The sequence below is a fragment of the Solirhodobacter sp. genome, assembly GCF_964715405.1.
Map to the genome: position 1 here is coordinate 1 of NZ_CBAICG010000067.1, position 11,506 is coordinate 11,506.

An 11,506-nucleotide genomic window follows, 5' to 3' on the forward strand; every position below is an offset into this window, starting at 1 on the left:
ACCGAACTGCTGTCCGCAGGGTTCGGCATGCTGCCGGTGCCGGTCATGTCCCCGGTTCAGGCCTACGAGCGGCTGGTGCGGGACGAGATCGAGTCCCTGACACTCGACCAGATGGCCGGGCGCACCGTCGCCACCGGCGTCGTGCCCTAGCCGAACGCCTCGGCCACCTTCATCCCGAACGCCTTCTGACCGGCAATCGGATAGGCGCGCGACAGGAAATCCATGCGGGGGGCGGGGGCGGCCAGCGCCTGTTGGGCCAGCGGCACCAAAGCGGCCCGCAGCGGATCAAGCACAGCGTGCAACTGCGTCAACGTCATGCCCGGCTCATAGAGACCCAGCATCGCATCATAAGGGTGTTCGGTATAGCCAATGGCCTCCGCGATCTGCCGCTGCATGGCAAAGATCCGTTCCAGAACCGGGGCATAGGCGGCAAAGTCGTTGCGCGCCCGCGCCTCGGCCCAGGCGGCGTGGGCCACGCTCTTCAGTTCCGCCATTTCGCCGACGAGTTTCGCCGGAATCCGCGCCAGCGTGTCGATCCCGGCCTCAGCCTGATCCAGCGCGCGGGTCGCCATCGCATCGCCGCTGCGGCTGACCTCTTCGCGCGCCGAGGCGATTGCCGCGCGCATTTCGGCCCCCGTCACCAGATCGCGCGCCAGATTGGTCAGCGTGGCAACCTGATTGCCGCGCGTCGCAATGCCGCCCGGCGGCATCTGGGTCCGGGCATCCCACGCAAGCAGGTTCAGGACGCTCAACAGATCGTTGACCTGCGCCATGCGCGCTTGGAAGTCGGCGTACATCTGGAATTCCTTGTCGTGTTGGTCAGTTTGGGGCGGGGGTGAAGCCCGGCAGGCCGAACCCTTCAAGATGGCACGCCGTCTGATGCGACGGGCCACAGTCCCGAAGCTGCGGGCGTTCGGCGTGGCAACGGTCGAAGGCAAGCGGGCAGCGCGTGCTGAACGGGCAACCGGACGGCGGGTTGATCGGGCTGGGCAATTCGCCAAGGGCGGACACCGACGACTTCCGGCGACCCGGCGTCAGATCGGGCGCGGCATCCAGCAGCGCCCGCGTGTAGGGCTGGCGCGGCGCCGAAAACAGGGCCTCGGTCGGCCCGATCTCAAGGATCTGCCCCAGATACATTACCGCAACACGATGCGAGATATGCCGCACGAGGCGAAGGTCATGGGCCACGAAGACCACCGTCAGCTGCAGCGTTTCCTGCAACTGGAGCAGCAGGTTGACGACCTGCGCCTGCACCGACACGTCGAGCGCCGACACAAGCTCGTCGGCGACGATCACCTCCGGTTCGACCGCAAGCGCGCGGGCGATGCCGATCCGCTGGCGCTGACCGCCCGAGAATTCGTGCGGATAGCGATCCGCCGCATCGGCCGGCAGCCGCACCAGATGCAGCAGTTCCACGATCCGCGCCGCGATTTGGGCTTTGGGGCGCATTTTATGAACCGTCAACGCCTCGCCGAGAACCTGACGGACCGTCATCCGCGGATTGAGCGATGAATACGGATCCTGAAAGATCATCTGGACGCGGCGGTTGAAGTCCCGCTGCGCGGCCCCGCTCAGCCTGGCGATATCCTCACCCTCGAAATGCACGCGCCCGCTGTCGCAGGCCAGCAGGCGGACGAGAATCCGGGCTAGCGTGGATTTCCCGCACCCCGACTCGCCAACGATGCCAAGCGTCTCGCCGCGATAAACCTGAAAGCTGACGCCGTTGAGCGCGTGAACCGATGGATGTGGTTGGCCGCGCAGCCGCCCCAGCACAGACAAGGGCAGCTTGAACCGTTTCGTGACGGCTTCGGCCGCGATCAGAACGTCGTTTGGCCGGGTGTTCATGCGCCCGCCCCTTCCGCCGCGAAAACAAGCTCTTGATGATGGCACGCCACGGTGCGCCCTGATCCGATGTCGGTGAGGGGCGGGGCAACCTCGCGACAGATCGCGGTGGCGAACGTGCAGCGCGGGTTGAACGCGCATCCGGCCGGGATCGCGGCAAGGCTGGGGGGCGTGCCGTCGATCGACAGGAGCATGGTCCGTTCGGGGCCACCCCGTGGCACCGAACCCAGCAGCCCGCGCGTATAGGCGTGGCGCGGGCCCGCGAAGATCGGTGCGACCGGCCCGGTTTCGACGATGCGGCCCGCATACATCACAGCCATGCGGTCACAGATTTCCGCGACGACACCCAGATCATGCGTCACGAAAACCACCGACATTCCAAGTTCGGTCTTGAGGTCGAGGATAAGCCGCAAGATCTGGTCCTGAATGGTCACATCCAGCGCCGTCGTCGGCTCATCCGCCAGAAGAAGCTGCGGGTTGCTCGCCAGACAGATCGCGATCATCGCGCGTTGCCGCATTCCGCCCGAAAACTGATGCGGGAAATCGTCCAGTCGGCGGCGCGCCTCGGGCACCCCGACAAGGTCCATCAGTTCGACCGATCGGCGCTGGCGCGCGGCGCGATCAAGCGTGGTATGCGCCCGCAGGCTCTCCTCGATCTGCACGGCGATCGACAGCACCGGATTCAGCGCGGTCATCGGTTCCTGAAAGATCATCGCAATTTCGCCGCCCCGGATCTTGCGAATTTCCCGTTCGGGAAGCGTAACGAGGTTGCGCCCGGCCCACATGACCGTCCCCTTCACCGCCCCCGGCGCATGAACCAGCCGCATGATCGAGCGGAGCGTGACGCTCTTGCCCGAGCCGGACTCTCCGACAAGACCAAGCACTTCGCCGGGCATCACATCGAAGCTGACGCCGTCGACGGCATTGACCCTTCCCTTTGCCGTGACAAAACTGGTGGTCAGATCCCTTACCGATAGCGCCGCCTGTCGCGCCCTCGCGGTTTCGGCGCTCATTTGCGGGCCCTCGAGAGTTCACTCAGACCGTCGCCAACAAGCGAGAAGCCCCATCCGGTGACGACGATCGCGATACCGGGGAAGACAGAGATCCACCACGCGGTCGCCATGAAGTTCTTGCCGTCGGCGATCTGCACCCCCCATTCCGACGCCGGAGGCTGCGCGCCAAGGCCCAGATACCCAAGGCTCGACCCCAGCAGGATGGCAAGCGCCATATCCGTCATCCAGTAGACGATCGCCGGTGTGATGGAATTCGGCAGCAAGTGGCGGAAAATGATGCGCAACGGGTGATAGCCCATCACGCGCCCGGCCTCGGCATAGTCCAGACGTTTCTGCACTTTGACATCCGTGGCCACAAGGCGGGCATAGAACACCCAGCCGACAGACGCGACGGCGATGTACATGTTGGTGAGGCCCGGCCCGAGAACGGCAACGATGGCGATCACGAGCACAAGGAATGGAAAGGTGATCACCGCATCGACGATGCGACCGAAGATCGTCTCGACGATGCCGCCCGCGTAGCCCACGAGCGCGCCGACCGTCACGCCGATGAGGATGGCTGGGAGGGTCGCGAAGATGGCGATCTGCAAATCGAGACCATAGGCATAGATGACGCGCGACAGCACATCGCGCCCGAAACTGTCGGTGCCCAACAGGTGTGTGGTGTCAGGCGGGGCCAGCAGGGCGTTGTAGTCAAACGCGTTCGGATCGTAGGGCGCGAAGACTTGGGGAAGCACCCCCAGAACCACGCTCACGGCCAAGATTGCCCCACCTGCGACCATCGTCGCTGGCAGCTTCGCAAGCCGCGACCGGCGCGCCGCGGCGCGGCGCACCGAGGGGTCTGCAGCGCTCATCGTGAAATCCTCGGGTCCAGCATGGCCTGAACAATATCGGTGATCAGGAAGGTGATCGACACAAGGACGGCCAGCGCCAGCGTCATGCCCTGAACAACCGGGTAGTCGCGGCCATAGATGCTGTCGATCATCATGCGTCCGGCGCCGGGAACGGCGAACACCGTTTCCGTGACGACGGCCCCGCCAAGCAAGGTGCCGATCGACAAGCCAAACAGCGTCACCGTCGAAATCAGCGCGTTGCGAAGGACGTGACGGGTCAGCACGACGGCCGACGACAGACCCTTCGCGCGGGCAAAGTCGACATATTCGGCGTTCAACACACCAATGATCGCGGCCCGCAGATTGCGCATGAGCACGGCGGACAGACTGAGCGCCAGCGTCACCGCCGGAAGGAAAAGATGGTAGACGTGGTCCCCGAAACTGTCGCCATAGCCACCAACCGGAAAGAGATGGAAATTCGCGGCAAACAGCGTCAGCAGCACCAGCCCAAGATAGAACACCGGCATCGACAGGCCGATCTGAAACGCGCCGCGAACCACGGTATCCAGCGCGGTGTCGTGGCGGACCGCCGCCAGAAATGCCAGCGGCACCGCGAAGAGGATCGACAGGATCGCCGCCATGGTGGTCAGCAGCAATGTCACCGGAAGGCGCGTTTCGATCAGCCGGGTCACCGGGATCCTGTAGGCCGTGGACAAGCCTAAATCGCCGGTCGCGATCTGCCGAAGGAAGTAGAGAAACTGCACGGGAAGCGACCGATCCAGACCAAGCTGATGCTTGATGCGAATGACGTCCGCATCAAGGGCGCGATCGCCCAGCATGGCACTCGCCGGATCACCGGGCAGCAGGCGCACGAGGATGAACACCGCGAGCAGGATCAGAAACAGCGTTGGTATGAGCTGTATGGCCCGTCGTGCGATGTATGAGAGCAGCGACAAATTCCGGCCTCCGATCCATCGGATGCCTGGCGCCCCTGCACTGGGACAGGGGCGCCAGAAACTATCTTACTTGCTGAGCCATGTCGCCCGGAAGACGTTGTTACCGAGCGGGATCTGGATGAAATCGTGCACGTTCTTGGTAAGCGCCACAGGATACGGCGTTTCGTAGAGCGGCACAGTCGGACCAGTCGAGTTGAAGATATCCTGAATCTTCGCGTATTCCTGCCTGCGCATGTCGGCGTTCATCTCCGACTGGGATTGCTCGAAGAGTTTGTCGACCTCGTCGTTCTTCCAGCCGGAGTGAAGCGCCTGAATCGTCGGCGAATAGGCGAAGTAGGACGCGATCTCGCTCGGGTCGGCAATGTCGTCGGTCCAGGCGCTCAGACGCATCTGGAAGGTTCCCTTGCGATACTGGTCGGTGCGCGATGCGTTGTCGACCTGCTGAAGCTTCAGCTTCACACCGATCTGGCCCCACATCTGCTGCAACGCCGTTCCGATGCCGACCTCGTCCTGGTTTCCGGCCAACGTCAGCAGGTTCAACTCGAACCCGCTGGCGAAACCGGCATCGGCGAGCAGCTTCTTGGCCTTGGCAAGATCATAGGGATAAAGCGGCGAGTCCCCTGAATGCAGCGGCGTCGCGCTGGACATGAACGACGTGAGCGGCGTGCCCACGCCATGCGCAACGATCTGGATGATCGCCTGTTTGTTGACGGCATAGTTGAGCGCCTGCCGGACCTTCTCATTGCTGAGCGGGTTGTCCTGGCCTTCGATTTGCGGCCTGACGTTCATCGTCACGAACTCGACACGGGTCGAGGGGAACAGTTTCATATCGACGGCGCCGGAATTCTTGAGTTCCTCGACACGGCCATAGGGAATGAATTCGGCGCCCTGCAAGCCGCCCGATTGCAGCTTGAGGATACGGGTGGCATCGTCGGGGATGACTTGAAAGTCGATGCCGTCGAGGTAGGGAAGCGGCTTCCCGTCCGCGCCCATCGCCCAGTAATGCGTGTTGCGGACCAACTTCATGTCCGAGCCCTTGTCCCACGACTGGAGCACGAACGGACCAGAGCCGACGGGATGCTCGGCAAACGCCTTCGCCTTGTCGTCTTCGGTGGCGCCTGGTTCCGCCTCGATCAGCTTGTGGGGCATGATGGCGCTGTTGAAGACGGTCAGCGCCGTCAGGATGGTCGGATCGGTATGCTTCAGCTTGAGGATGACGGTGGTGTCGCCCTGCGTCTCGACGTGATCGAGCGAGCCAAGGGTGAAATTCCAGATCCCCTCTTTCGGGTTGGCGGCGCGTTCGAGCGACCACTTCACGTCATCACCGGTAATCGGCGATCCGTCGGAAAACTGCGCACCGCTGCGCAGGGTCAGCGTAACGCTCATCCCGTCGTCAGCGACTTTCCAGTCCGTGGCGAGGCCGGGCTCTAGGCTTTGACCATCGGCCCCGGGAAGGATCAGCGTGTCGTAGAGGTTGCTGACGATCCAGATGTCGACATTACCGTCATTGAGAACGGGCTCAAGGAACAGACTGTCGGCATAGCGACCATAGGTCAGCGTTCCGCCGCGCTCCACAGCCATTGCCATATTGTTGGCGCCGATCAGCAGCGCCGTCGCGCACGTGGCAGTTGCAAAAATTTTCATCTTAGCCAGCCCTCCAAAGCGTACTAGACTACGATAACGTTACACGGGGTCACACACCTGTCAACAACCATTTCTGGCGGGAAATTCCACCAAATGATCAATATTTCCCCATCTTTGGCAGCTTTTGAGCGGAACTCCTTGCCGCACCGCCGTGAACCGTGATAGCCAAAAAGAACAGTTAGGGTGGAATCATGGACTTCCGAATTGACCGTGATCTGCAAGTTCCCATCTGGGTGCAGATCAAGGGTGTGATCGAATACAGCATCGCCTGCGGCGAATTGCAGGTGGGCCAATCCATCCCGTCAGTGCGGGAACTTGCCGAGTCGTTCGGTGTGGCCCCGATGACGATCAGCCTGGTTTTTCGAGAGCTGAAGAAGGACGGCCTCATCGAAGCCCGCCCCGGCGCGGGCACGTTTGTGGCCGACAGTTCTCAGGCGCGGATGGCCGCGCAGCCCGTGATGGCGTCGTTTCATCGGCAGGTTGACGACCTCATTGATCGTGCGCTCGAACTTGGCATGCGTCCCGCCGACGTCGAGGCCCTGATCGGCGCCCGCCTGACCCGCCGGGCAAATGCCGGGCGTCAGGTCAACATCGTGATGGTGGGGCTGTTTGCAGAGGCAACGGCCAGCTATGCGAAATCCATCGCCGCCCAGCTTGGCAGCAGTGCCGTGGTCGAACCGGCAACCCTCGCCGAAATCGAGAACGACGAAGGTGTGCGCCAGAGATCGGCGACCGCCGACCTTGTGCTGACCTTCGCGAACACGCACCGCGAGGTGGCCGCGTTGCTGCCTGTCGCCAAGGTGGTCTCCATCCGCTTCATCCCGTCGGAAGCGACCCGCCTTGCGCTGGCCTCGCTTGACCCTTTGGCACGCATCGCGCTGGTTTCGCGCTTTCACGATTTCCTGCCAATCCTGAAGTCCGGTGTCCAACGCTTTGCTGCACATGTGGAAAATCTTACCACAGCCAATCTTGATGATCCCGACCTTGGTGATCTGCTCAAGGTTGCCGACGTCGTGATCTTTTCGACCGGCGCCGAACAGGTCAGGGCACTGGCGCCCGCAAGTGCGCGCGTGCTGGAATATCGCCACTCGCCCGATCCGGGCGACATCGAACGGCTTGTCGTGCCGTTCGTCAATCAGACCATTGCAGAAATCAACGGGCGCAGGACACCCGCGGACACCGCGCCCAGCAAGGAGGCGTCATGAAGATTTCAGAGATGAACTGGTTTCAGGTCGAAGATTACCTGAAGCACGACGACCGCGCGATTCTGCCGCTCGGCAGCACCGAGCAGCACGCCTGGCTTTCGCTGTCGGTCGACTCCATCCTCTCCGAGAAGGTCGCGCTGGACGCCGCGGAACCGCTGGGCATTCCGGTGTTTCCGGTTCAGGCCTACGGCGTGACCCCGTATTTCCTCGATTTCCCCGGCTCGATCAGTTTGCGCAATGCGACCTATGCCAGCCTCATCGTCGACATTCTCGACTCCATGGCCCGTCAAGGGTTCAAACGCATCCTGATCTGCAATGGCCACGGCGGCAACTCGACGGCTGGAAACATGGCAATTGAATGGATGGCCGACAATCCGGGCGTTCAGGTCAGGTTCCATAACTGGTGGAACGCCCCGAAGACGCTGGACGCGGTGATGAAGATAGACAGTGTCGCCTCGCACGCCTCGTGGATGGAGAATTTCCCTTGGACCCGCCTGGCGGGGATCGCGTTGCCGACACAGCAAAAGCCGATGGTTGATCTGGCGAAAATGCGGGTGCGCGATCCGGCAGGCGTGCGCGAAATGCTGGGTGACGGCAATTTCGGCGGCTATTACGAGCGGCCCGATGCAGAAATGCAGGAAATCTGGGACGTTGCCGTGCTTGAAACCCGCGCCTTGCTGGACGAGGGCTGGGCATGACCACGCCGATCCTGATCTGGGGGGCGGGTGCCATTGGCGGCGCCATCGGCGCGGCGCTGATCCGCTGTGGGCATGACGTCGTCTTTGTCGACAACGTGCCAGAACATGTGGCCGCGATCAACGCGCAGGGCCTCAGGATTGTCGGGCCGATCGTCCAAGACACGGTTCGCGCCACGGCGTTCCTCCCGGAACGCCTTGAAGGCCGCTTCGACCGCATCCTGCTGTGCGTAAAGGCGCTGCACACCGAGGCCGCGACACGCGCACTTGCCCCCCATCTGACCGAGACCGGCTACGTCGTTTCGGCGCAGAACGGACTGAACGAGCTTGCCATCCAGGAGATCGTCGGGGCACGGCGGACCATTGGCTGCTTTGTCAATTTTGGCGGCGATTATCTTGAACCCGGCGTCGTGCAATACTCCGGACGGGGCGCCGTGGTGGTCGGAGAGCTGGACGGGCGCCAGACGGAAAGGATCCTCGCTCTGCATCGGCTGCTGATGGACTTCGAAGAGAACGCCGTCGTAACCGGCAATATCTGGGGCTTCCTTTGGGGAAAGTTGATCTACGGGGCGCAGCTTTTCGCGACGGCGCTGACCAATGACAGCATTGCCGATTGCTTTGCCAACCCGGCCTTCCGCCCGGTCCTGATTGCGCTCGGTCAGGAAGTCGGCGCGGTCGCGAAGGCACATGGCGTGACTACGGAGGCCTTCAACGGCTTTGACCCGGCCGCCTTCGCGCCACATGCGCCGCAAGCCCTGATCGACAAGAGCATGGACGACATGGTCGCGTTCAACCGCCGCTCGGCCAAGTCGCATTCCGGCATCTGGCGCGACCTCGCGATCCGCAAGCGGCGCACCGAGGTTGAACCGCAGCTTGGCCCGATCGTCGAAACCGGCCGCCGGGTCGGCGTGGCAACGCCGATGACGGCGCGTCTGATCGAGATGATCGTCGAAATGGAGACCGGGCGCAGAACCTTCTCGCCCGACAACATGGCGGGGCTTGCCACGGCTGCTGCGGCTGTGGAACGGAAGGTCGCGAAATGAACATCACCTTCGCCAACCGGACAGTGCTGGTCACCGGCGCGGCGCATGGCTTCGGGCGCGCGATTGCTTTGGCATTTCAGGCCAATGGTGCGCGCGTGCTGGCCTGCGACATGAATACCGAAGGTCTTGCCGAAACGGCCCGGCTCAGTGGCGGAACGATCGGGACGTTCGCTCTGGATGTGGGCAACCGCGATGCGGTTCACGCGGCCATAGCCGCCGCCGGTCCGATCGACATCGCGGTGAATAATGCAGGCGGCGTGCGCGGCCAGGTCGGCCGCCCGATCGAAGAGATTTCCGCCCCGGACTGGCAGACGATTTTCGACGTCAATGTCTCCGGCACGTTCTTCGTCAGTCAGGCGGTGGCGTCAACCATGAAGGCCCGCAAATGGGGGCGCATCGTCAACATCTCGTCCGGCGCCGGGCTTGGGATCAGCTTGACCGGAATCCAGGCCTATGCCAGCGCAAAGGCCGCACAAATCGGGTTGACGCGCCAGCTTGCGCATGAACTCGGGCCGTTCGGGATCACCGTGAACAACGTGGCGCCCGGCTTCGTGCGGTCCAATCCGACAACCGAACGCCAGTGGGAGGCGATGGGCGAGGCCGGAAGGGAACGGCTGATCCAGAACATCGCCCTCAAACGGCTTGGATCCTCCGACGACATCGCCAACGCGGTGATGTTCTTCGCGTCCGAGCAAGCCGGATGGATCACGGGTCAGGTTCTCAGCGTAGATGGCGGAAAATGACCAAGGCGGTCGAAGATCACCTTGCCGCGCAGTACGATCTGGCGTTGGAGGAACTCAAGGCGTTCTGCCGGTTGCCAAGCGTCTCCACCGACGAAAGCTATCGCCCGGGCATCCGCGCGGCAGCAGAGTTTGTTGCCGACGCGTTGCGCCGGTCCGGTCTGCCGATCGTCGAAATCGTCGAAACTGCCGGGCATCCGATGATCTTTGCGGAAGGGCCGGAAATCCCCGGCAAGCCAACAGTGCTGGTCTACGGCCACTATGACGTTCAGCCGCCCGATCCGCTGGACAAATGGCAAAGTCCCCCGTTCGAGCCGACGATCCGGGACGATCGGCTCTATGCCAGGGGGGTGTCCGACGACAAGGGACCGCTCCTGATCCCGATCCTTGTGGCGCGGGCTTTTGTCGAAACCGACGCGGCGCTGCCTGTCAATCTCAAGTTTCTGATCGAGGGTGAAGAGGAATCCGGCAGCCCGAATTTCGAACCCACCCTCGAACGCCTGAAGGACAGGCTTGCCTGTGACGTCGTCCTCTCCGCCGATGGCGCCATGTGGCGGCCCGATCTTCCTTCGGTGACGGTGGCGGGTCGTGGGCTCATGGCGCTTGAGGTCGTTGTTCGGGGCGCCGCCAAGGATCTCCACTCCGGGCGCCACGGGGGCAGCGCACCGAACGCGGTTCGCGCCCTTGTGACGATGCTGGCGTCGCTGCACGACAGCGACGGCAACGTGCGCGTCGCGGGCTTTGCTTCGACGGCTTTGGCCCCGGATCCGGCGATCCGAACCTCGATTGAGGCGGCCCGGTTCGATGCCGGCCGCTACTTCGACGACATTGGTGCGGACCGCCCCGTTCCCCTGCCGGACGGAGCTGACCTCTTGTTCCGGCAGTGGCTCGTACCGACACTGGAGTTCAATGGCATTTCCGGCGGCTATGCGGGCCCCGGCACGAAAACGATCATACCGGCGACGGCATCCGCAAAGCTGACGTGCCGTCTGGTCCCCGGCCAGGAACCCGACGCGGTTCGCGCCGCGGTCACCGCCCACTTGCAAGACGCCCTGCCCTCAGGCTACCGGATGGACGTGATCTGCCGCGCGGCCGGCACCCCCGCCTTTGCGTTGGATCCGGCCCTGCCAGCCCTCAGGATCGCCGAAGAGGTTCTCGAGTCCTTGCTCGGCGCGCGGCCGCTCCGGGTCGCGATGGGGGCAACAATTCCGATCTGCAGCGTGTTCGAGAAGCATCTTTCCGCCGGAACCGTGTTCTTCTCCTTTTCCACTTCAGACGAGGACTACCACGCCCCGAACGAATTCCTGCGCCTGTCCAATTTCCGACTTGGCATGATCGCTTGGACACGCCTGCTGCAACGGCTGGCTGAGACAGGGGGATCGTTACGCTAGTGTTCTGAGTCTGACGCTTGCTACCTGTTTCCTCTGACTTCATCGAGTTTGTTCAGCGCGCGTCGTTCACGGGTGAGGATGTCTTCGGCTGTTTTGGTCCAAGTGAACGGCTTTGGTTTTGTGTTGTGCTGCCCGAGGTAGTCG

12 protein-coding genes are annotated in these 11,506 nt (G+C 63.0%); 6 read left to right on the plus strand and 6 right to left on the minus strand.

Features of this window, described 5'->3' with window-relative positions; translation table 11 throughout:
* Positions 1 to 9: 9 nt before the first annotated feature.
* Positions 10 to 150 carry an Orn/Lys/Arg family decarboxylase gene (locus AC11WY_RS18355; RefSeq protein ID WP_482928194.1) on the plus strand — a complete coding sequence of 47 codons (141 nt, stop codon included), beginning with the start codon at positions 10 to 12 and terminating at the stop codon, positions 148 to 150.
* Here AC11WY_RS18355 and AC11WY_RS18360 read toward each other — a convergent pair.
* The 6 genes from AC11WY_RS18360 to AC11WY_RS18385 all read right to left on the minus strand — a co-directional run bounded on the left by AC11WY_RS18360 (position 147) and on the right by AC11WY_RS18385 (position 6,288).
* Positions 147 to 797: a gluzincin family metallopeptidase gene (locus AC11WY_RS18360; RefSeq protein ID WP_482928172.1), complete on the minus strand. Its 651-nt coding sequence runs from the start codon at positions 795 to 797 to the stop codon at positions 147 to 149. The two genes, AC11WY_RS18355 and AC11WY_RS18360, sit on opposite strands and share 4 nt — an antisense overlap.
* Before the next feature lie 22 nt (positions 798 to 819).
* Positions 820 to 1,845 (minus strand): ABC transporter ATP-binding protein, encoded by a 1,026-nt coding sequence (locus AC11WY_RS18365; RefSeq protein WP_482928174.1) that lies wholly within the window; start codon positions 1,843 to 1,845, stop codon positions 820 to 822.
* Positions 1,842 to 2,855: an ABC transporter ATP-binding protein gene (locus AC11WY_RS18370; RefSeq protein ID WP_482928176.1), complete on the minus strand. Its 1,014-nt coding sequence runs from the start codon at positions 2,853 to 2,855 to the stop codon at positions 1,842 to 1,844. Before AC11WY_RS18370 ends, AC11WY_RS18365 begins: the two co-directional genes overlap by 4 nt.
* On the minus strand, positions 2,852 to 3,709 hold the full coding sequence (locus AC11WY_RS18375) for an ABC transporter permease (protein WP_482928178.1): 858 nt from the start codon (positions 3,707 to 3,709) through the stop codon (positions 2,852 to 2,854). Before AC11WY_RS18375 ends, AC11WY_RS18370 begins: the two co-directional genes overlap by 4 nt.
* Positions 3,706 to 4,644, minus strand: coding sequence for an ABC transporter permease (locus tag AC11WY_RS18380; protein ID WP_482928180.1), 939 nt, complete (start codon positions 4,642 to 4,644; stop codon positions 3,706 to 3,708). The genes AC11WY_RS18375 and AC11WY_RS18380 overlap by 4 nt, the downstream gene beginning before the upstream one ends.
* Positions 4,645 to 4,710: 66 nt before the next feature.
* Positions 4,711 to 6,288 (minus strand): ABC transporter substrate-binding protein, encoded by a 1,578-nt coding sequence (locus tag AC11WY_RS18385; RefSeq protein ID WP_482928182.1) that lies wholly within the window; start codon positions 6,286 to 6,288, stop codon positions 4,711 to 4,713.
* Between the two features lie 191 nt (positions 6,289 to 6,479).
* Between AC11WY_RS18385 and AC11WY_RS18390 the strand changes: the two genes are divergently transcribed.
* From AC11WY_RS18390 to AC11WY_RS18410, 5 genes are read left to right on the plus strand one after another with little or no spacing between them, the layout of a single operon-like run.
* The gene (locus AC11WY_RS18390; RefSeq protein ID WP_482928184.1) at positions 6,480 to 7,493 is read left to right on the plus strand and encodes a GntR family transcriptional regulator; all 1,014 of its coding nucleotides are present in this window, start codon (positions 6,480 to 6,482) and stop codon (positions 7,491 to 7,493) included.
* Entirely contained in the window at positions 7,490 to 8,191 is a 702-nt protein-coding gene (locus tag AC11WY_RS18395) for a creatininase family protein (protein WP_482928186.1), read from the plus strand. Before AC11WY_RS18390 ends, AC11WY_RS18395 begins: the two co-directional genes overlap by 4 nt.
* Complete coding sequence (locus AC11WY_RS18400; protein ID WP_482928188.1) at positions 8,188 to 9,231, plus strand: ketopantoate reductase family protein; 1,044 nt, start codon at positions 8,188 to 8,190, stop codon at positions 9,229 to 9,231. The genes AC11WY_RS18395 and AC11WY_RS18400 overlap by 4 nt, the downstream gene beginning before the upstream one ends.
* A complete protein-coding gene (locus AC11WY_RS18405; RefSeq protein WP_482928190.1) occupies positions 9,228 to 9,974 on the plus strand; it encodes an SDR family NAD(P)-dependent oxidoreductase in 747 nt (248 codons plus the stop codon). Before AC11WY_RS18400 ends, AC11WY_RS18405 begins: the two co-directional genes overlap by 4 nt.
* Positions 9,971 to 11,362 (plus strand): dipeptidase, encoded by a 1,392-nt coding sequence (locus tag AC11WY_RS18410; RefSeq protein WP_482928192.1) that lies wholly within the window; start codon positions 9,971 to 9,973, stop codon positions 11,360 to 11,362. The genes AC11WY_RS18405 and AC11WY_RS18410 overlap by 4 nt, the downstream gene beginning before the upstream one ends.
* Positions 11,363 to 11,506: the final 144 nt, after the last annotated feature.

What these genes read in the sequence shown, in the direction of transcription:
- AC11WY_RS18365 (WP_482928174.1), bottom strand. Translation starts at nt 1,845, where the DNA reads ATGAACACCCGGCCAAACGACGTTCTGATCGCGGCCGAAGCCGTCACG.
- AC11WY_RS18375 (WP_482928178.1), bottom strand. Translation starts at nt 3,709, where the DNA reads ATGAGCGCTGCAGACCCCTCGGTGCGCCGCGCCGCGGCGCGCCGGTCG.
- AC11WY_RS18395 (WP_482928186.1), top strand. Translation starts at nt 7,490, where the DNA reads ATGAAGATTTCAGAGATGAACTGGTTTCAGGTCGAAGATTACCTGAAG.
- AC11WY_RS18405 (WP_482928190.1), top strand. Translation starts at nt 9,228, where the DNA reads ATGAACATCACCTTCGCCAACCGGACAGTGCTGGTCACCGGCGCGGCG.
- AC11WY_RS18370 (WP_482928176.1), bottom strand. Translation starts at nt 2,855, where the DNA reads ATGAGCGCCGAAACCGCGAGGGCGCGACAGGCGGCGCTATCGGTAAGG.
- AC11WY_RS18360 (WP_482928172.1), bottom strand. Translation starts at nt 797, where the DNA reads ATGTACGCCGACTTCCAAGCGCGCATGGCGCAGGTCAACGATCTGTTG.
- AC11WY_RS18410 (WP_482928192.1), top strand. Translation starts at nt 9,971, where the DNA reads ATGACCAAGGCGGTCGAAGATCACCTTGCCGCGCAGTACGATCTGGCG.
- AC11WY_RS18385 (WP_482928182.1), bottom strand. Translation starts at nt 6,288, where the DNA reads ATGAAAATTTTTGCAACTGCCACGTGCGCGACGGCGCTGCTGATCGGC.
- AC11WY_RS18390 (WP_482928184.1), top strand. Translation starts at nt 6,480, where the DNA reads ATGGACTTCCGAATTGACCGTGATCTGCAAGTTCCCATCTGGGTGCAG.
- AC11WY_RS18400 (WP_482928188.1), top strand. Translation starts at nt 8,188, where the DNA reads ATGACCACGCCGATCCTGATCTGGGGGGCGGGTGCCATTGGCGGCGCC.